Source organism: Tessaracoccus luoxuelianae (genome assembly GCF_054483915.1).
This window is the reverse complement of the sequence record NZ_CM137013.1, coordinates 28,330-46,471: the sequence shown is the minus strand read 5'-3', so window position 1 is coordinate 46,471 and position 18,142 is coordinate 28,330. Positions and strand designations below refer to the sequence as shown.

The 18,142-nt window shown below is 69.1% G+C and carries 18 protein-coding genes; 7 read left to right on the top strand and 11 right to left on the bottom strand.

Translation table 11 applies throughout. From position 1 onward, the window contains the following. Positions 1-60 precede the first annotated feature (60 nt). From ACX1D1_RS00215 to ACX1D1_RS00205, 3 genes are all read right to left on the bottom strand, one after another. Positions 61-549: an SRPBCC family protein gene (locus tag ACX1D1_RS00215; RefSeq protein ID WP_459055417.1), complete on the bottom strand. Its 489-nt coding sequence runs from the start codon at positions 547-549 to the stop codon at positions 61-63. A gap of 2 nt (positions 550-551) precedes the next feature. Then, positions 552-905, bottom strand: a complete 354-nt coding sequence (locus ACX1D1_RS00210; protein ID WP_459055416.1) for an ArsR/SmtB family transcription factor — start codon at positions 903-905, stop codon at positions 552-554. Positions 906-1,169: 264 nt separating this feature from the next. Then, complete coding sequence (locus ACX1D1_RS00205) at positions 1,170-2,192, bottom strand: GNAT family N-acetyltransferase (protein ID WP_459055415.1); 1,023 nt, start codon at positions 2,190-2,192, stop codon at positions 1,170-1,172. 46 nt (positions 2,193-2,238) lie between these two features. Between ACX1D1_RS00205 and ACX1D1_RS00200 the strand changes: the two genes are divergently transcribed. Next, positions 2,239-3,498, top strand: coding sequence for a glycosyltransferase (locus ACX1D1_RS00200; protein ID WP_459055414.1), 1,260 nt, complete (start codon positions 2,239-2,241; stop codon positions 3,496-3,498). On the opposite strand, the gene ACX1D1_RS00195 is transcribed toward ACX1D1_RS00200, so the two are convergent. Continuing rightward, positions 3,482-4,777 carry a glycosyltransferase 87 family protein gene (locus tag ACX1D1_RS00195; protein WP_459055413.1) on the bottom strand — a complete coding sequence of 432 codons (1,296 nt, stop codon included), beginning with the start codon at positions 4,775-4,777 and terminating at the stop codon, positions 3,482-3,484. The two genes, ACX1D1_RS00200 and ACX1D1_RS00195, sit on opposite strands and share 17 nt — an antisense overlap. A gap of 128 nt (positions 4,778-4,905) precedes the next feature. On the opposite strand from ACX1D1_RS00195, the gene ACX1D1_RS00190 reads away from it, so the two are divergent. Then, positions 4,906-5,256 carry a cupin domain-containing protein gene (locus ACX1D1_RS00190; RefSeq protein ID WP_459055411.1) on the top strand — a complete coding sequence of 117 codons (351 nt, stop codon included), beginning with the start codon at positions 4,906-4,908 and terminating at the stop codon, positions 5,254-5,256. Between the two features lie 95 nt (positions 5,257-5,351). Here ACX1D1_RS00190 and chvE read toward each other — a convergent pair whose 3' ends face one another. Then, entirely contained in the window at positions 5,352-6,503 is a 1,152-nt protein-coding gene (gene chvE, locus ACX1D1_RS00185) for a multiple monosaccharide ABC transporter substrate-binding protein (protein ID WP_459055410.1), read from the bottom strand. A gap of 274 nt (positions 6,504-6,777) precedes the next feature. Here chvE and ACX1D1_RS00180 point away from each other — a divergent pair, with 274 nt between their 5' ends. Next, positions 6,778-7,611 (top strand): alpha/beta fold hydrolase, encoded by an 834-nt coding sequence (locus tag ACX1D1_RS00180; protein WP_459055409.1) that lies wholly within the window; start codon positions 6,778-6,780, stop codon positions 7,609-7,611. A gap of 61 nt (positions 7,612-7,672) precedes the next feature. On the opposite strand, the gene ACX1D1_RS00175 is transcribed toward ACX1D1_RS00180, so the two are convergent. The 4 genes from ACX1D1_RS00175 to ACX1D1_RS00160 form a co-directional block, all read right to left on the bottom strand. Next, complete coding sequence (locus tag ACX1D1_RS00175; protein WP_459055408.1) at positions 7,673-8,329, bottom strand: LON peptidase substrate-binding domain-containing protein; 657 nt, start codon at positions 8,327-8,329, stop codon at positions 7,673-7,675. A 164-nt stretch (positions 8,330-8,493) separates the two neighbouring features. After that, on the bottom strand, positions 8,494-9,735 hold the full coding sequence (gene rocD, locus ACX1D1_RS00170; protein ID WP_459055407.1) for an ornithine--oxo-acid transaminase: 1,242 nt from the start codon (positions 9,733-9,735) through the stop codon (positions 8,494-8,496). Further along, entirely contained in the window at positions 9,732-10,583 is an 852-nt protein-coding gene (gene ddaH, locus ACX1D1_RS00165; RefSeq protein ID WP_459055406.1) for a dimethylargininase, read from the bottom strand. The genes rocD and ddaH overlap by 4 nt, the downstream gene beginning before the upstream one ends. Before the next feature lie 614 nt (positions 10,584-11,197). Continuing rightward, the gene (locus tag ACX1D1_RS00160; RefSeq protein WP_459055405.1) at positions 11,198-11,599 is read right to left on the bottom strand and encodes a heavy metal-responsive transcriptional regulator; all 402 of its coding nucleotides are present in this window, start codon (positions 11,597-11,599) and stop codon (positions 11,198-11,200) included. A gap of 55 nt (positions 11,600-11,654) precedes the next feature. Here ACX1D1_RS00160 and ACX1D1_RS00155 point away from each other — a divergent pair, with 55 nt between their 5' ends. The 3 genes from ACX1D1_RS00155 (at position 11,655) to hslR (ending at position 13,955) form a co-directional block, all read left to right on the top strand. Further along, positions 11,655-11,966 (top strand): thioredoxin family protein, encoded by a 312-nt coding sequence (locus ACX1D1_RS00155; RefSeq protein WP_385899792.1) that lies wholly within the window; start codon positions 11,655-11,657, stop codon positions 11,964-11,966. Next, on the top strand, positions 11,966-13,318 hold the full coding sequence (locus tag ACX1D1_RS00150) for a dihydrolipoyl dehydrogenase family protein (protein WP_385899790.1): 1,353 nt from the start codon (positions 11,966-11,968) through the stop codon (positions 13,316-13,318). Before ACX1D1_RS00155 ends, ACX1D1_RS00150 begins: the two co-directional genes overlap by 1 nt. Before the next feature lie 271 nt (positions 13,319-13,589). Next, a complete protein-coding gene (gene hslR, locus ACX1D1_RS00145; RefSeq protein ID WP_182781378.1) occupies positions 13,590-13,955 on the top strand; it encodes an Hsp15 family ribosome-associated heat shock protein in 366 nt (121 codons plus the stop codon). A 71-nt stretch (positions 13,956-14,026) separates the two neighbouring features. Here hslR and sulP read toward each other — a convergent pair whose 3' ends face one another. Together sulP and ACX1D1_RS00135 are read right to left on the bottom strand one after the other, a co-directional pair. After that, positions 14,027-15,799, bottom strand: a complete 1,773-nt coding sequence (sulP, locus tag ACX1D1_RS00140) for a SulP family inorganic anion transporter (protein ID WP_459055404.1) — start codon at positions 15,797-15,799, stop codon at positions 14,027-14,029. 249 nt (positions 15,800-16,048) lie between these two features. Then, positions 16,049-17,779 carry a hypothetical protein gene (locus ACX1D1_RS00135; RefSeq protein WP_459055403.1) on the bottom strand — a complete coding sequence of 577 codons (1,731 nt, stop codon included), beginning with the start codon at positions 17,777-17,779 and terminating at the stop codon, positions 16,049-16,051. A 110-nt stretch (positions 17,780-17,889) separates the two neighbouring features. On the opposite strand from ACX1D1_RS00135, the gene ACX1D1_RS00130 reads away from it, so the two are divergent. Beyond that, positions 17,890-18,123, top strand: a complete 234-nt coding sequence (locus ACX1D1_RS00130; protein ID WP_459055402.1) for a hypothetical protein — start codon at positions 17,890-17,892, stop codon at positions 18,121-18,123. Positions 18,124-18,142 lie beyond the last annotated feature (19 nt).

Genomic DNA, 18,142 nt, shown 5'->3' with positions numbered 1-18,142 from the left:
GATGGTGTGCTCACCGCGCTACCGTGCCACCCCGCCGCGACATTTACCAGGGCCTGTGGCTCAATCTTCGGCCAGCCAGGCGTCGATCTGGTTGATGGCACCGGTGGCGCCCTCGACCATGCCCATGTCCAGCACCTGCTGCAGCGCCTCGACGGAGGGGTAGACGGCCTCGTACACCGCGCGGGTCCCGTCGTCGTGGCTGCTGAAGGAGTAGGTGTTGATCCCCACCGGGAGAGAGGTGTCGGGCGTGAAGTCCTCGTTGGCGAAGCCGTCCTCGAAGGTGAAGCTGCGCGGCTCGTCGACCTCCTTGACGTCCCAGAACCCGCAGTACTTCTGGCCGTCGGGGGCGGTCATGAAGTAGGTCATCCGCCCGCCGGGCGTCAGGTCGTGATCCACGAACGTGGCCGGGTGCGTGGGCGGGCCCCAGACCTTCTCGAGCTGGCGGGGATCGGCGTAGAGCTGCCAGATGCGTTCCACGGGGGCCGCGAACTGCGCGGTCATGATGAGGCGTCGGTTGTCCAGGTCCTTCTGGACGTCGATGACGGGCATGGTCACTCCTCGGGGTGTGTGGGGGTGGGTGGGGTGGCGGCGATGAGATCGTCGATGCGGGCCACGCGGCCGCGCCAGATGCCCTCGAGTTCGGTGAGCATGCTGCCCACCGACCGCACCGCCTCGACGTTGCCGGTGGCCAGGGACTCGCGCCCCTGCCGCCGCCTCGAGACCAGCGCGGACCTCTCGAGCACCGTGATGTGCTTGTGGACGGCGGCGAAGCTCATGTCGTAGTGCGCCGCCAAAGAGGTGATCGACTGCTCTCCGGCAAGGACGCGACGGAGGATGTCGCGGCGCGTCCGGTCCGCCAGCGCATGGAACAGAGCGTCGGCTCGTTCCTCGTCGATCACTGGCATGACTCTATGTTCAACCGATTGGTTATAGGTTGTCAAGTGGTTGCTCTTGGCCGGGTTGGGGCGGGGGTTCTTCGCATACCGTCGGGGTCTTTGCACAGGGAATGCGGTGTGCGAGGACACCTTGGGTGTGCGAAGTGCTCTTCGCACACCGTCGGGGTCTTTGCACAGGGAATGCGGTGTGCGAGGACACCTTGGGTGTGCGAGGTGCTCTTCGCACACGTTGCGCCCTGTGCGAAGAGGGCCGGTGGGCAGCGAACGAGAGGGTCACAGCTCCGTGGCGTAGACCCGGACTGGGCGGCCGTTCCGGCTGACCGTCTCACGGTCGAGAGCCAGGCCCGCCTTCTCCGCGACCCTCTGCGAGGCGACGTTGGCCGGGTGGATGATCGCGATCAGCCGACGGTGTCCCAGCGAGCGGGCGAGGTCGCGGCTGGCGGCCGCCGCCTCCGTCGCCAGCCCGCGGCCCTGCAACCGCGGGACGACGTGGTAGCCCACCTCGAGCTCCTCGGCTCCGTCGATGAGCTGCCAGGTGAGGCCGCAGTCGCCGACGAATTCGCCGTCGGGGGTGGTGATGATCCACAGTCCGAGGCCGTCGCGGGCGTAGTTGCGCCGGTTCCAGCCGATCCACTCGGCCGCCTCGTCCCGGGTGCGGGGGCGCGGGTAGTAGGCCATCACCTCGGGGTCCCCGAGAAGGGCGGCCATGTCGTCGAGGTCGCCGTGGTCCATCCGCCGGAAGACCAGTCGGTCCGCCATGGGGACGGGGGCCTGCGCGTCCCAGACCCACTCGTCCTCACCGTCGAACGGGCGGTGCGGGCCGGGCATGGCCAGACCCAGCTTCTGTGCGAGACGCCGAGAGGAGGCGTTGCGGGGGTGGATGAACGCCGAGAGGCGAAGGATGCCTGAGGTGCGCAACTCGCGCACCAGCACGCGCATCGCCTCAGTGGCGTATCCGCAGCCCTGGTGGGGGATGCCGATCACCCAGGCGAGTGTCGCGGCGGGTGGGGTGATGGTGGCCTGCACGAACCCGGCGACGGTGCCGTCAGGCAGCCGCACTGCCCAGTTGCCCCACACGTCGGTCGAAGGTGGTGGCGGGCCGGCCTCCTGGGCCCGATAGCGCCCCTCCAACTCCTGGACCGACGGCGGTCGGTCGCCCGTGTAGCGGTGGAGCGCCGGGTCCGAGAGGACCTGTGCCATGGCGGCGGCGTCGTCGACCGTCAGCGGATCGAGGCGCAGCCGCTGCGTGAGCAGCGTGGTCTGCGCCAGATGGCGGATCGCTTCGTCTGCGGGCATGGTGCCCACGCTACGCGCACGCATACGGTGGGGGCAGGAGGCTGCGATGGCGGTGGTGTTGATCGGTCTCGGCTCGCGCGGGGACGTGCAGCCGATGGCGGTGCTGGGCGGTGAGCTGGTGCGGCGCGGAGTCCAGGCGCGCGTGGTGGCGTTGGAGGAGTACGCAGGCCTGGCGGGGCGGTACGGCGCCGAGGTGGTTCCGGTGCGGGCCACCCTGCGGTCCGCGTTGGAGGGGGCGGTACGACACCGGCGCGTGGCCGCTACACCGCTGGGACAGGGCTGGCTGCTGCGGCGCTGGGTGCGGGAGGTGTCGCGGCCGTTCGTGGACGCGACGCTGGAGGCCGCCCGACCGGGAGACGCGCTGCTCGGAGGGGTGTTGGGGGCCGGGGGAGCGGTGGTCGCGGCGGAGGCGCTGGGTGGCCGGTCGGCGACGGTGCTCTTCACCGGACAGTTGCCCACGTCCTATGCGGAGAGCCACTGCTTCAGCCGCTGGTTCCGGCGGTGGGACGCCTACAACCGGTGGGGGACCGCGTTGAGCTGGAGGGTCGCGGCGGCGCTCGGGGACCCGCTGGTGGCTGAGATGCGCTCCAGGGTGGGTCTGCCGCCGAGGCAGGGGCCCACGTCGGAGGCGCTGGACCGGCACCCCATCCTGGTGGCGGCCAGTCCCACCCTCGTCCCGCCGGCACCGGACCGGCCCCCGACGGTGCATCACACCGGCTACCTCGCCCCGCCCGACGGCGAGGCCTCCCTCCCGGAAGGCCTCATGTCCTTCCTGGCCTCAGGCGAGCCGCCGGTGTACGTGGGCGCCGGCAGCCTGGCGCCGTCGACGGGTGAGGGAGGGTTGGCGTTCCTGGCCGAGGCAGGGCGTCGTGCGGGGCGCCGGATCGTGACGATCGCGCCCGACCCCGGCCACGTCGGCGCGGGTCCGGGCGAGGTGTTCACCGTCTCCGACGTGTCGTTCGAGCAGTTGTTCCCGCGGACGGCGGGGGTGATCCACCACGGCGGCGCGGGCAGCGCTCACACGGGTCTGCGTTCGTGCCGCCCGTCGGTGGCGGTCCCCTTCGGCGTGGACCAGCCCTACCACGGCGCGCGCCTCGCCTCGCTGGGCGTGGGTCCCGCGCCCGTCCCGTTCCGCAGCCTGGGTCCGCAGCGGCTCGCGCGGCTGATCAGCGACCTGGTCGACGGTCCAGAGGCGCCGCGCTACCGCGACCGCGCCCGCGAGGTGGGGGCCACGGTGCGGGAGGAGGACGGGGTGGGCAGGACGATCGAGGCGATGGAACGGGTGGGCCTCATCGACTCTCCGTGACGCTCCCGGGTGTGGACGGTTGCTCGGGTTCGGTCTCCACGCTCAGGGCCTCGGCCCGGGCGGGGGCGCCGAACGCGAGGAAGGCGAGGAGCGCCAGCCCCCAGAGGGCCTGCGCGTTGCCCTGGAGATGCTGTTGCCAGGTCCAGTTCAGCCCCTGGAGAGCGTCCTCGTCGGGAAGGTCCCAGATCAGGCGGGTGATGAAGATCAGCAGCCCGCTCCCGGCCAGGGCCAGGGCGCCCGGGCTCCCGGACCGCCGCGCCCAGAGCAGCAGCATCACGATCGCTGGTCCGGCCCACACCCAGTGGTGCGACCACGACACCGGCGACGCCAGGAGTGCGTAGAAGCCCATGGTCAGGGCCGCGGCGAACCCGTGTCCGCGGCGGAAGAGCTGGGCCATCAAGGCCAGAAGTGACAGTCCCAGCACCGCCGACAGCAGGAACCAGGTGAGTGTGGCCGCGCCGCCCGTGAGCCCCAGCCGGAGCAGTACGCCGTTGATCGACTGGTTCGAGACGTAGGCCAGGCCACCGATCCGGTCGGGATCGGTGATGGTGCCCGTCCAGTAGGTGATGGAATGCTCCCACGCCACGAGGAACCCCAGCCCGGTGAACAGCAGGGCGGAGAGGGCGGCCGTGATGAGCGCGCGCCACTCCCGTTTGACGAGGAAGTAGGCCAGGAACACCGCCGGGGTCAGCTTGATGGCCATCGCGAGGCCGGTCAGCACGCCCTGCCACCGCTTACCGCGCCCGACGACCACGTCGACCACGATCAGCGCCATGAGTGCGACGTTGACCTGGCCGAACTCCACGGACTCGCGCACCGGGCCGAGCCAGAAGCCGATGGCTCCCGCGGCCAGACCCCCCAGGACCAGCTGACGACCGCGCAGCCCGGTGAACTTACGCAGCACGAGGGTCAGCACCAGGACGAGCAACCCGAGGGTGCCGAACGAGAAGAGCAGGTTGGCGTCGCGCACCGTGAGCAGCGCGAGCGGGACGAACAGCAGGGCGGCGATCGGGGGGTAGGTGAACGGCAGGTTCGCGCCGATCTCGGTGTCGGGGAGGGTGCCGTACAGGTCCCCGCCGCGCAGCAGGGTCTCGGCGCCGAGGCGGTAGACGTCGAGATCGATCCGGTACGGCGGCGTGAGCTTGAAGGTCTCCGGGAGGAAGGGCACCTCGCCCGCCCTGCCGTAGACGACTGCGTAGGCGGAGATCGCCACCGCCGCGACGATCATCAGGGCTCCGAGCCATGCGGCGGCTGGGCGCGTCGTCGGGCGAGTGGTCACCCGGCCATCGTATGGTCCCGCGCACCCCGCGTGAGAATCCACTCGGGGGCGCTCGGCGGTTTGCGCGCCATGGCCTCGCCCGTGTGCTGAGCTGGGCTCACCGGCCGTCGGCCGGAGAAGGAGGAGCCATGAAGGAGCCCAAGCCGGTGTCCCAGTCCGCCCACTACACGGGGGTGGCGGCTGAGGTGCCCGTCGTCAAGGAGTCCACCACCTCGCGGGTGATCCACAACAACCCGCTGCTGCGCGTGGTGGAGTTCACCTTCGACGAGGGGGAGATGCTGACCGAGCACACGTCCCCGCGTGCGGTCGTGGTGCAGTTGCTCGAGGGGCGGATGAGTTTCACGGTCGGCGACGACGAGGTCACCCTCGCGCCTGCGGACGTGGTGTACCTGGCGCCCAACGAGCGGCACGCCCTGGTGGCGCTCGAGCCGTGTCGGATGAGCCTGGTCATGGTCGACGTCGCTGGTGAGCGAACCTGACAGGCGCCGTCCTGAGGGTCTGCTTCTCCAGGCAGAGGCGAAGCGTGAAAGTGGCCCGGCTCCGTGGGGAGCCGGGCCACCGTTGGGGGCATGGATCAGGAGATGACGCCCGCGTCGATCTCCTCTTGGGTCCAGTAACCGGTGTCGACGAGAGCCTCGGTGAGGTTCTCTTGCGTGACCGTGACCACATCGAGGAGGTAGGACGGGACGACCTTCACGCCGTTGTCGTAGTCGGTCGTGTTGTTCGCCTCAGGCTCTTCGCCGGCCAGGAGGTCCTGCGCGGCGGTCACGGCCTGCTCGGCGAGCAGCCGGGTGTCCTTGAAGATGGTCGAGTACTGGATGCCGTCCTGGATCAGTTTCGTGGAGGCGATCTCGGCGTCCTGGCCGGTGATGATGGGGAAGGTGTCGGCGACGGTGCCCGAGTAGCCGTTGTTCTGCAGGGCGGTGATGATGCCGCGGGCAAGGCCGTCGTTGGCGGACAGCACGCCGTCGACCTTCTTGTCCTGGTAGTTGGCGGTGAGGAGGTCCTCCATGCGCTTCTGCGCGGTCTCCTGCTGCCAACCGAGGGTCGCGGCCTGCTCGATGGCGGTCTGGCCGGACACGACGGTGAAGGTGCCGTCGTCGATCTTGGGCTGGATGACGCTCATGGCGCCGTTGAAGAAGAAGTGGGCGTTGTTGTCGTCCAGCGAGCCGGCGAACAGCTCGATGTTGAAGGGGCCCTCGCCGCGGGCTGCGAGGCCGTCGATGAGGGACTGGCCCTGCGCGACGCCGACCTTGAAGTTGTCGAAGGAGACGTAGAAGTCCACGTTCTCGCTGTCGCGGATCAGGCGGTCGTAGGAGATGATCTTGATGCCCGCCGCTGCCGCGGTCTCGAGCTGCGGCGCGAGTGCGGTGCCGTCGATGGCGGCGATGATGAGGACCTTGACGCCCTGGGTGATCATCTGGTCGATCTGCTGGGACTGGGTGGGGATGTCGTCGTTGGCGAACTGGAGGTCCACCTCGAAGCCGGCCTCTTCGAGCTGGGACTTGACGGCTTCGCCGTCGGCGATCCAACGCTCGGTGGTCTGGGTGGGCATCGACACGCCGACGGAACCGCCGGCCTCGCCCGCAGGTGCGCTGGTGGACGCGCTGGCGTCGCCCGAGGGGGCGGGGGTGGTTGCTGTTCCTGCGCCGCCGCCACCGCACGCGGTGAGGGCGAGGGCTAGCACCATGCCCGCGGCTGCGGTCATGAGTGTGGTCATCTTCATTCGTTCCTCCTGAGAACGTCGACGGATTCCTGGTAGTGCCAGACCCGTGTTTCTGTGAAGCGGGAGATGCGCATGAGCAGCCCGATGGTCGTGAGTCCGTGACCGACAACTTTGTCTCTCTCCAGTACTAAATACTGCTGCCCGGTCTCGTGGCTGTCAAGGTAAGAGCAACAACCTTTAGTTGCAGTTTGATAACAATTTTGTGACTACGCCACATCCGCATTTCAGGCACTGAACGACCCCAGCGTGTCCGCGCGGAGGGAGACTTGGGCCCATGGAGAGCTTCACCAACGACCGCCTGACGTTCGAGGTCCGCGACTCCGGGCCGCGACGGGCCGACGCCGACCACACCGTCGTCCTGCTGCACGGATTCCCACAGACGCCCGCGGCTTGGGACGCGGTGGCGCCGCTGCTGCACGGGGCAGGGATCCACACCTTGGCCCCGTCACTGCGCGGCTACACCTCGAAAGCCAGGCCCACCGGGCGTAGCGCCTACCGGATCGAGCGCCTCGTCGGAGACGTGTTCGCGATGCTGGACCAGGCGGGCCTCGACTCGGCGCACCTGGTGGGTCACGACTGGGGTGGTGGCGTGGCCTGGGCCGCCGCCATGACGACGCCGGAGCGCGTGAGGAGCCTGACCGTGCTGTCCACGCCTCATCCGGCGGCGATCCGCCAGGCCGTGTTGCGCTCATCCCAGGGGTTGAAGAGCTGGTACATGCTGGCGATGCAGATGCCCGTGCTGCCGGAGATGCAGTTGTCGCGGCTGGCGCGGAAGGAGGGCCTCCGGCGCCTCGGCGTCCCTGCGGACCTGTCGGCCTCCTATGCCGCCCAGATGGTCGACACCGAGGCGGTGCGCGGGATGCTCGGCCCGTACCGAGGGCTGTTCGCGCCGGCCGGCGCCGACGGTGTGAAGCTGGACACCCCGGTGACGGTGCCGACCACGTACCTGTGGGGCAACCGCGACCCCTACCTCGGCCGCGTGGCCGCCGAGGGCACGGTCAGGTACTGCACCGGTGACTACCGGTTCGTCGAGTTGGACGCAGGTCACTGGCTCCCTGAGAAGAGGCCAGAGGTGGTGGGAGCGGAGATCCTCGACCGGATCAGATGAGGAATCGCTGTGCCGTCGTCGGTCCGGTCGCCATCGTGGAAGCGACGCGGCGGGGTAGCGCTCACTCGGAGAGGCCGCCGGCATCGGGCAGGCCGGAGCCCCACCCGGCGCTGAAGAGGGCGTCGGCCCCCTGCGTGTCCTCAACCAGTCGGGCCAACAGCTCGGAGGCGGTTCTCGAGCGAAGCAGCGCGTACTGGTCCATCTGGTTCAGGGGTGCGATGCCCGCAACCTGCCAGATGCGCTCCGACGGCTTGTGCGACAGTTCGACATCAGCCGGCCAGGGGAGCTCGACGAACTCGCTCGCCCTGGAGAGGGTGGCGCGCACCAGGGCCTCGGCTGCACCGAGCGCAGCGGGGGTGGATTCGTCGAACTCCACAGCGGTGAGCTCGCGCACCAGGGCCCGCGGGTACGGATCGTCCTGAAGCCAGCACACCACCTCGAACCGGGCGGCACCGGTGGCCAACAGCAGGATCGAGCCCTCGCTGGGCTCCACCGAGACGACGCGCGCCACCGTGCCCACCCCGAAGCGCGCGTCGCCACCCCCCACCTCTGAGCCTCGCTCGATCAGCACCACCCCGAACTCATGCTCAGTCTCCCGGAGCACCGTTGCCAGCATGGCCACGTAGCGCGGCTCGAAGACCCGCAGCTGCAACGGCATGCCCGGGAACAGCACAGAGCCCAGCGGAAACATCGAAAGCTCACGCGTAGCGCCGGTCATGACACCGATCCTGCCGGACGCGGGCCTCCCAAGCGAGCCCCGAGTCTCTGTTCCGCGGACTCCTGCTGGCGATGGTGCTGCAACTTGCTATCTATGCGGCGGTTTGTGTGCATATCCACACAAGCCGCCCTCTGGATAGCAAGTTGCAGCCCGTCCCGGGCTGGTCACGGCTTCGGAGGGGGATTCTCCTGCAGGACGAGCCTCAGCTGTTCGACGGCCCAGTCCAGGTCGGACGCCTGAATAGTCAGTGGCGGTGCGATGCGGATGGTCTGGCCGTGGGTGTCCTTGACCAGCACGCCGCGAGCCAGCAGCCTCTGCGCGATCTCGCGGCCGGTGCCGCGCGAGGATTCGACGTCGACGCCTGCCCAGAGACCGGCCACGCGGACCTCGGTCAGGCCGTGGCCCAGCAGCTCGTCGAGCAGACCCTTGAGGTGATGCCCCAGAGTCGTCGCGCGTTCCTGGAACTCGCCGGTGCGGAGCATTTCGACCACGCGCAGCCCTACCGCCGCGGCGAGCGGGTTTCCGCCGAACGTCGAGCCGTGCTCGCCGGGACGGAACACGCCGAGGACGTCGCGGTCGCCGACCACCGCCGACACGGGCAGGATGCCCCCGCCCAGAGCCTTGCCCAGAAGGTAGAGGTCTGGGACGACACCCTCGCGGTCGGAAGCGAACGTAGTCCCCACCCGGCCCAGGCCGGACTGGATCTCGTCTGCGATGAACAGCACGTTGTGCCGCGTGCACAGCTCGCGGACGGCCCGCAGGTAGCCCTCGGGCGGGATGATGACGCCGGCCTCGCCCTGGATGGGCTCGATGAGCACGGCCGCGGTGTTGTCGTTGATGGCCGCCTCGATCGCCGCGGCGTCCCCGTACGGCACGATGTCGAAACCGGGGGTGGGCGGCCCGAACCCGTCCCTGGCGACCGGGTCGTCGCTGAACCCGACGATGGTGGTGGTGCGGCCGTGGAAGTTGCCGGCCGCCACGACGATCCGCGCGGCGTCGGCGGGCACCCCCTTGACCCGGTACGCCCAGGCGCGGGCGGTCTTGATGCCGGTCTCGACGGCCTCCGCGCCGGTGTTCATCGGCAGGACGAGGTCCTTGCCGCACAGCTCGGCGAGGGCGGTGGCGAAGGCCCCGAGCCGGTCGTTGTGGAACGCCCGGCCGGTCAGGGTGAGCCTGCCGATCTGATCGACGGCCGCCTCGACCAGCTCGGGGTGCCGGTGCCCGAAGTTCAGCGCCGAGTAGGCAGAGAGAAGGTCGAGGTAGCGCCTGCCTTCGACGTCGGTCACCCACACGTCCTCCGCGGTCGCCACGACCACCGGAAGCGGGTCGTAGTTGCGCGCCAGATGCTCGCCCTCTGCCTGGATGAAGCCGGCAGTCGCGGTGTCGGGATTGGTCTTGGTGCTCATGGTCTGCCTCCTCGCAGCTCCAGGGTGCAGCACTTGATCCCGCCCCCGCCGAGGTGCAGTTCGGACACGTCGACGTGGATCGGGTGGTAACCGCGCTCGCGCAGCTGGGCGTCGAGGCTGGTGACGGGGGGCGAGAGGACGACGTTGAGGCCGTCGCTGACCGCGTTCAGCTCGAGGCTCGCCGGATCGGCGGCGGGCACGCGGATCGCGTCGGGGAACCGCTCGAGGAGTTCGCCCTGGCCGCGCTCGTCGAAGGCCGACGGCAGGTAGGCGATGTTGGCCCGCTCGACGCCGCCGGGGCCCTGCACGGGGTCGAGGACGCAGATGGCGGTGTCGAGGTGGTAGTAGGTCGGGTTGACCAGCCGCAGCGAGACGACCTCGCGGCCGAACAGGTCGGCGACCTCGGCGTGGCTGTCCAATTCGGAGCGGAAGCCGTAGCCGGCGAGGATCGTCTCGCCCACCAACAGGAGATCCCCCTCGCCCTCCTGCGTCGCGACGGGTTCGACGACGTCGAATCCGTGGGCCGCGAACCACTCCCGGAAGGGGCGCTCCTCACCTCGACGCTCGCCGACGGCGAACCTGGCCCCCAGGGCCACGCCGTCGATGACGAGCCCGCCGTTGGCCGTGTAGACCATATCGTCCAGGCCGGGGATGGGGACGATGAGGTCGACCTCGTGCCCCAGCCGGAGGTAGGTGTCGTGGAGTTCCTGCCACTGCCGCACCGCCTTGGCCGTGTCGGTGGCCCGCGTGCGGTTCATCCAGGGATTGATCTCGTAGCTGACCGTGAAGTAGTCCGGCCGGCACATCAGATAGCGGCGACGATGTTGGATCCGGTCTTCAGCAGGCATCTCGCTCCCCACCACGTGCGGACGGCGGACGCTGTCCTTGGGCCCGGCGGCACTTCGACCCGCGGCCGACCCGCGAGGAAGAGGCGACACGAGCACGCCTTGCTCCATTATTCACCGAACGGGCGCCCCTCAGGATCGGGCCGATCAATCCGGTGAGTCGCTGGCTTGCGGAATCGCAGGCGCCTCATGGGTAGGTCTGGTGTCGTAGTCGGCACCAGAACTGCAGGCTAGTCCCTTGGCCGGTGAGACGTGTGCTGTCCCGCTGGGCTGATGTCGAGCTGCGCTTCACTCTGTGCACTTCTGCGCTCGGTAGTTGTAGATCGGGACGCCCGGGGGAGGCTCGTCAAGAAATAGGGAGTGGGTCTCCCTGCTGCGGTGGCGGCGCCCGGTTCGTCCGCGTTGGGTCCTTGAGGGATGTCAACGATGGCCGTGCGGTTCACGCTCATGCCGAATGGCGTGCGTGGCATCACGGACATGCCCATGTGGGGACGTCGAGGTCAACGGTCGTGACCGCACGCACGTGCTTGATGCCGAATGGCGGATGTCTGGACCGGCCGTAGCGAGCGTTGGGCTTCGCTGGAGAGCCTCGTCTGTGCTTTGTCCCCGTCGAGGGCTTACTTCGCTGAGGAGAGTATGTGGCAGATGTCGTCGTCTTCGCAGTCGGCGGGATCGAGCAGCTCACTGTGGTCGCGGAGTGCTTCGAGCTCGGTTTGCAGCGCGGCAAGTTGTTTGATCCGTGCACGGACGTCAGCGAGCTTGGTGTCGATGAGCGTAACCACGTGCGCGCAGGGCATGTGCCCGTCGTCGCGAAGGGCGATGATGCTGCGAATCTCGGACAGTGTCAGCCCGGCGGCCTGGGCCACGTTGATGAAGCGCAACCGGGCGAGCATGGCCTCGTCGTAGACGCGGTACCCGTTGGCGCCTCGTTCGGCGTCCGGCAACAGGCCCCTGCGCTCATAGAACCGCACGGTCTGGCTCGTCACCCCGGCAATGTCGGCAAGCTCACCGATCAACATCTCGCCCCCCTTAACCCTTGACCTTCTACCACGGTACAAGGTCTAGCGTCGCACCATGAACGTCTCTCTGTTGTACTTCGATGACTGCCCCAACTGGAAGGTCGCCGACCAGCGACTTGCAGCGATCGCCAACGAACGCCCCGATGTCGTGGTGACGCGACTCCGCGTCGAAACGCTCGAGGAGGCGGAGCGGCTGGGGTTCCACGGCTCGCCGAGCATCCTGGTCGAGGGCGTCGACATCTTCGCCAAACCCGGCGACGGGGTCGGGTTGTCCTGTCGGCTCTACCGCACGCCCGATGGGCTGGCGGGGGCGCCCACGATGCAGGAACTCCGGGCTGCGCTCGGCGTGGCCGAGGTGCTGTCCTGATGACGCGCAGCTATGACTTGATCGTGATCGGTGCCGGCATGGCCGGCGTCGCGGCGGCGAACAAGTGCGCTTCCGCGGGCTGGAGGGTCGCGATCGTCGACGCGCTTCCCTACGGCGGCACCTGTGCGCTTCGAGGGTGCGACCCGAAGAAGATCCTGCGTCGCGGGGCCGAGATCATCGACAGCGCCCGACTGATGCGGGGCAAGGGAATCGACGACGCCGGCTTGTCGATGAACTGGGCCGATCTGATCAAGCACAAGCACGGCTTCACCGACCCGGTCCCGCGAAACATGGAGGACAGCCTTTCGGGCAACGGTGTGGACACGCTCCACGGGCAGGCGCGGTTCACGAACGCGCACACCATCGCGATTGACGGCAGGTCCTACGACGCAGCTCACTTCCTGATCGCCGCGGGCGCCCGTCCACGGCCGCTGGACTTTCCCGGTCACGAGCATCTGGTCGACAGCACCGCCTTCATGGACCTTCCAGCGCTGCCACGGAGGATCTTGTTCGTCGGTGGTGGCTTCATCTCGTTCGAGTTCGCTCACATCGCGGCGCGGGCGGGCAGCACCCCGGTCATCCTCGACCGCGGGCCGCGGCCGCTCAAGGCGTTCGACCCCGACCTCGTCGAGCTCCTCAGCAACCGCGGCGCCGAGGCCGGGATCGAGCTGTGGCGCTCCACCACGATCACCTCAATCGAGAAGTCCGGTGGCGGTTACCAGGTCAGCTTGGCACGATCCGGCCGACCCGAGGACGTGGAGTTCGACCTCATCGTGCACGGTGCGGGCCGGATCCCCGAACTGTCCGGCCTCGACCTCGACGCCGCCGGAGTCGAGTGGGACGAACGAGGAGTGCGGGTAGCCGCTCACCTGCAAAGCACCAGCAACCCCGCGGTCTACGCCGCCGGCGACGCCGCCAACACCCCCGGCATGCCACTGACCCCAGTCGCAGTGATCGAAGCCAAGGTCGCGGCCTCCAACATGCTCAAGGCCACCAAGACCGTCCCCGACTACACGGGTATCCCAACAGCGGTGTTCACGATCCCCGAACTCACTCGAGTTGGAATGCTCGAACAACAAGCCCGAGACCAGGGCATCGACGTCGACGTCCGCTACCGCGACACCCGCGGCTGGTACTCCAACTACCGCATCGGTGAGACCACCGCGGCCACCAAGATCCTTATCGACCGATCCACGGATCGGATCGTCGGCGCACACCTGCTCGGCCCGGAGTACGGCGAACTGGTCAACTTCTTCGGCCTCGCCATGAAGCTCGAACTGACAACCCATCAACTGAAATCGATGACCGCCGCCTACCCCACCGTAGGATCAGATGTCGGCTCGATCCTCTGACCTAGAGGAGGCCTGGGTGGTCGCGGAGAAGTTCGGACCCAGGCAGCCCAACCACAGGAGAGAACCGGTTGGGTCGGAAGCGACACACGGCCGGCGTCTCGATCCTCCCGTTGAACATCCTGTATTGCCGCGGACCGAGCGGAAGTTCACAAGTTCCGGAGGTGGCGGAGCTGAGGTGCCGCGCAGCGGCCGCCAGGCGGAATTACACGCGCGTAGTTTTCCCCAGTTGTGGACAAGGCTGTGGGCAACTCCATCCGCGTAGGATCGGCCCATGGCACGACTCGACTCCTGGCTGTGGGCTGTGCGAATGTACAAGACCCGCTCGTCGGCCACGGCCGCGGTGCGCGGCGGCCACGTTCGCGTCGACGACAAGCTGGCCAAGCCGTCGCAGCACGTCGTGCCCGGGCAAGTGATCAGGGTGCGCCGCGAGCAGGAGGAGAAGCTGATCCAGGTGGTGGACCCGAACCTGGAGAAGCGGGTCGGTGCGCCGATCGCCCAGGCGGCGTACCTCGATCGGACACCCGAGAAGCCGCCGCCCATCCCGGAGATGGTGGGCCGGGTGGCGGTCCGCGATCGCGGCGCCGGCAGACCCACCAAGCGGGAGCGCCGCGACCTTGACCGGCTACGGGATCGCTGACCTCAACGTCGATCGCGTCGCCGGGCGCACGTCCTCCAGCAGAACCCGTGCAGCGCGGGTGGCTGAACGGCTCAGGCGGACGGCTCAGTGGGGCGGAGGATCTCGGGCGGCAGTCCGCTAGGTGTCTCGCCGAGGGTTTCGCGGTACCACGTCGCGTAGGCGCGCACCGCCGTCGGCAGCGTTGCGAAGATGCGGTCCTCGCCCACCTTCTCGACGAAGCCAGCCGCAGCCAACTGATCGTGGAGGTCCTGCTTGACCCTGGCCATGGTGAAGATCACTGTCCTGGCCTCGAGACGCTCGCGGAGGAACTCGAGGGTGTCGACGGCGGTGAGGTCCACCTCCACGTTTGCCTCCGCATTGAGCAGGAACCACCGGACGGGCTGCGGCGCAAGGTCCACGGCCGCCTCCGCCCTGGCGAGGAAGTCGTCGGAGTTGGCGAAGAACAAGGGGGAGTCGTAGCGGTACACCACCAACCCGGGCACCTGGGTGGCGTCTGGGTAGTCGTCGATGTCGTGCATGCCCGCGACCCCCGGTGCGTAGCCGAGCACCCCGTCGTGCGCGTGGGCCATCCGCCGGATGAGGTCGAGCAGGGACAGCGCGATGGCGATCCCGATGCCGCCGAGCACCCCGAAGACGATGACGGAGACGGTGGTCACGGCGGTGAGCGCGAGCTCGCTCCACCGGAATCGCGCGATGCGCCGGATCTCCGCGACATCCACCAGCCTGGTGGCGGCGTAGATCACCAGCGCGCCGAGCGCCGCCATCGGGAACGTGGAGAGCACCGGACCGGCGAAGAGCAGCGTGGCGACCACCGCGGCCAGCGCCACCAACGAATGGAGCTGCGTGCGCGAGCCGACGGCGTCGCCCAACACCGTCCGCGACCCACTGGAGCTCACCGGGAACCCCTGCACCAGCCCGGTGGCGACGTTGGCGACCCCGAGGGCGAGGAGTTCCTGGCCGGCATCGACGGACTGCCGCCGTTTCGCCGCGAAGGCGCGGGCAGTGAGCACGTTGTCCGAGTAGCCCACCACCGCGATGCCCGCCGCGTAGGGAAGCAGCGCCAGCAGCGAAACGTCCGCCAGCCCGGGAAGCCTGGGTGCCGGAAGCCCGGACGGCACCTCACCCACGACGTCAAGCCCGTAGCGCTCCAGTCCGAACACCGCCACCACGGCAGCGGCAAGCAGCAGCACGATCAGGGGGCTGGGCAGCTTCGGGGCCAACCACCTCGCCGCGAACAACAGCACGAGTACCGCCGCGGCCATCGCCACCGTCGGGAGGTGCGCGTCTCCGAGGCGCGTCACGAACTCCCAGGTAGCACCCAGCGTGGACTCGGCCTCGATGTCCAGCTTCGCCACCTTGCCGAACTGGCTGACGATCATCAGCACCGCGATTCCCACCATGTAGCCCACCAGCACCGGCCGCGACAGCAGCGCAGCCAAGAAGGACAGTCGCAGTGCCCACCCCGCGACGCACACCAGCCCGACGGCGATCGCGAGCAGCGCCGCCACCTCGGCGTACCGCTCCGGGCCGCCCGCGGAGGCCACCAGGGCACCGACCCCGGCCGCCGTCATCAGCGCCGTCGTCGACTCCGGGCCGATGGAGAGCTGCCGCGACGAGCCCAGCGCAGCGTAGACGAGGAGTGGCGCGAGGATGGCCCACAGGCCGGCGACGGCGGGGAGGCCGGCGATGACGGCGTATGCCATCACCTGGGGGATGAGGTAGGCGGCCACCGTCACGCCGGCGACAGTGTCGCCGCGCAGCCACCGTCGCTCGTACCGGCGCAGCACCGCGACCCCGGGGAGGTAGCGCTCCCAGGCGGCGGGCGTCGTCGTCGACGGGTCCATGGACCGAATCTAGTGTCCCGCGTCGGAGGTTTGCTGCGATTCTCGCCCCAGCGGGCCTCGGTGTCGTCCGGGGTGTCCAGGGCCGCGAGCACGATCGGCTCGGCCAGTCTCCGGATGGGGGGTGAGTTGAGCAAATGGCAAGGGTCGCGGTGGGTCGCGCGCTCAGGTCACGCGGGGCGGTTTCCGCGAACCCTGCCATTTGCTCAACTCACCCCCCGGAGGGGGCGGGAGCCGGTCATGGGCGCAGGGTCAGGACGCGACGTCGACGTCCTGGGCGCGGTCGACGAAGTAGGAGTCGTCCATCGCCGGGTCAGGGGCGATGGGGATGTACTGGCGACGTACCCGCGCCTGGTCCCACTGACGGCCCTCGACCTCCTCACGTGCGCCGTTGACGGCGTCGCACTGCTCCTGGTTGAGGTAGAACTCGATGGCCTCCACCGCCTTGTCGGCGCGCAGGAACCGGTCCCCGTCCTCGCCGTCGGACGCGGCGGCGACGAGCCGGTCGACCGCTCGCTGCACCGTCGCCCGGCGAACCCGCCGCTTGGTCTTGGGCAACAGGTCGATCTTGCCGTCCTCGGACACGATGATCACCATGGCGCCCCTGCCTGCGCCCGCGAGGTAGCGGATGGCGGAGCTGAACCGGGAGCCGCGGGACGGGTCCCCGGTGCCGGTGGCGAGCCCGTCGAGGATGACGCCGACGGCGTGGCACTTGCCGTCCGGCGAAACCAGGACAGCGCCGTCGATGCCGGTGGCGGCCGACAGCGCCTCGGGGCCCAGCCGGCTGGGGGTGATGGCGTAGGCCTGGGGCAGGAGCCGTTGCGCCTCTGATTCGGCCTCGGGGTGGACCACGAGCATGGTGCCGTGCGGCTGCTGCAGTGCGGCCCGGGCGATCTGCCACAGGTAGCGGGCATTGCGGGCGGAGACCTCGGGGAACACGCGGTCCACGGTGACGGAGAATTCGTCCTCGTCCAGGAGTTCGCGCGGCATTGCGGCCACGCCGTTGTCGACCCGCAGGAACGGGACGTCCCCGTCCCACAGCTCCCAGGAGCCGTTGCCGGAGATGCGCGCCACGAAGGTGTGTTCGCGGGTGGAGCCCTCTTCCAGCTTGCCGAGGCCGTAGACCTCGCGCCCGTCGCACAGCAGATGCAGGTCTCCGGCGGACAGCTCCAGCACCTTGCGCAGCGATTGGGCGCGGCCGATGGGCACCGGGTGCTCGAGCGACATCACCGTCTTGATTCCCTCCCCACCGCGCGACGCCAGGAGGAGCGACCCCTTGCCCGCGCGCCCCTCGTAGGGCTGCGCGGAGACCGCGTCGAACGCCTGCAGCGCCCCGAAGGCAAGCTCCTGGCCGGTCCTGGCCACGACGGCGGAGACGAACAGGTCCGCGGCGGAGCGCAGCACGAACTCCGGGTCGATCCGTACCAGGGAGCCTGGGATCTGCCGGTCCAGCTCGCGGGAGGCCACGTCGAGGACGCTATTGATCACCGCCTCCTGGAACGAGCGGGCGGTGAGGAAGTCGTCTCCGGCGTCGTCGGGCAGCTGGGGGAGCTCCTTCCACTGGTCCTCCTGCAGGGCGAGGACGGGAAACACGGTGTGATCGCCGATCGTCACGCCCACGCCCACGAAGTGGATGCGCCCTCCGGCCCGGGCGGCGGCGTCGAGCTTGTCCGCGACGGCGCGCCTACGCGTGCGCGCCTCCAGCGCGGCCAGGTACGTGGGGGAGTTCTCGGCGGTGGCGTCGTCGTCGCGGAGGAGCTTGTTGAACCGTCGGGTGCCGAGGTGGGTGGACTGGGCGACGATGGCGCGGTCGAAGTGGCCTCGCGCGGGCTCCACGACCACGCCGGCGTCCCGGTCCAGGGGAATCCCGACGACGAAGGCGCGGGCGTCGAGGCCCGTCCCGGCTGCGTCGAGGACATCATTGGCCACCTGCTCCAGAGAGCGCCGATAGGTGGCCTGGCCTTCCCACAGCTCTGCGTTCACGGTGGGATCGTCCCACGTCCACTCATCGATGAACAATGCAGCCCTTCCCTGTCGTTCCAGCCCAACGTACCTGCGGGGCCGGGCGTACGCTGGAGGACAGGAGGCTTGCAATGAAGCATGCGACGAAGAAGTGGGAGAAGTTGCCGCCCTGGCTGCGCACCGCGCTGGCGTTGGGAGGGATGGCGGATGCGGCGCTGCGGGTGTACGCGTTGGTAGACGTGGCGAGGCGCCCTGAGGGTGAGATCAACGGATCCAAGACGGTGTGGGTGCCTGCACTGGCCGTGGTGAGTTCCATGGGCCTGCTGCCGTGCGCCTATCTGCGTTGGGGTCGCCGAACCAGCTGACAATACCCCTGGGGGTATA

Excerpts from the sequence above, each read along its gene's own strand:
- ACX1D1_RS00160 (WP_459055405.1), bottom strand. The coding sequence starts at position 11,599 with ATGTTGATCGGTGAGCTTGCCGACATTGCCGGGGTGACGAGCCAGACC.
- ACX1D1_RS00210 (WP_459055416.1), bottom strand. The coding sequence starts at position 905 with ATGCCAGTGATCGACGAGGAACGAGCCGACGCTCTGTTCCATGCGCTG.
- ACX1D1_RS00190 (WP_459055411.1), top strand. The coding sequence starts at position 4,906 with ATGAAGGAGCCCAAGCCGGTGTCCCAGTCCGCCCACTACACGGGGGTG.
- hslR (WP_182781378.1), top strand. The coding sequence starts at position 13,590 with ATGGCACGACTCGACTCCTGGCTGTGGGCTGTGCGAATGTACAAGACC.
- ACX1D1_RS00200 (WP_459055414.1), top strand. The coding sequence starts at position 2,239 with ATGGCGGTGGTGTTGATCGGTCTCGGCTCGCGCGGGGACGTGCAGCCG.
- ACX1D1_RS00130 (WP_459055402.1), top strand. The coding sequence starts at position 17,890 with ATGAAGCATGCGACGAAGAAGTGGGAGAAGTTGCCGCCCTGGCTGCGC.
- ACX1D1_RS00205 (WP_459055415.1), bottom strand. The coding sequence starts at position 2,192 with ATGCCCGCAGACGAAGCGATCCGCCATCTGGCGCAGACCACGCTGCTC.
- ACX1D1_RS00175 (WP_459055408.1), bottom strand. The coding sequence starts at position 8,329 with ATGACCGGCGCTACGCGTGAGCTTTCGATGTTTCCGCTGGGCTCTGTG.
- sulP (WP_459055404.1), bottom strand. The coding sequence starts at position 15,799 with ATGGACCCGTCGACGACGACGCCCGCCGCCTGGGAGCGCTACCTCCCC.
- ACX1D1_RS00150 (WP_385899790.1), top strand. The coding sequence starts at position 11,966 with ATGACGCGCAGCTATGACTTGATCGTGATCGGTGCCGGCATGGCCGGC.
- ACX1D1_RS00155 (WP_385899792.1), top strand. The coding sequence starts at position 11,655 with ATGAACGTCTCTCTGTTGTACTTCGATGACTGCCCCAACTGGAAGGTC.
- ACX1D1_RS00180 (WP_459055409.1), top strand. The coding sequence starts at position 6,778 with ATGGAGAGCTTCACCAACGACCGCCTGACGTTCGAGGTCCGCGACTCC.
- ddaH (WP_459055406.1), bottom strand. The coding sequence starts at position 10,583 with ATGCCTGCTGAAGACCGGATCCAACATCGTCGCCGCTATCTGATGTGC.
- chvE (WP_459055410.1), bottom strand. The coding sequence starts at position 6,503 with ATGAAGATGACCACACTCATGACCGCAGCCGCGGGCATGGTGCTAGCC.
- rocD (WP_459055407.1), bottom strand. The coding sequence starts at position 9,735 with ATGAGCACCAAGACCAATCCCGACACCGCGACTGCCGGCTTCATCCAG.
- ACX1D1_RS00215 (WP_459055417.1), bottom strand. The coding sequence starts at position 549 with ATGCCCGTCATCGACGTCCAGAAGGACCTGGACAACCGACGCCTCATC.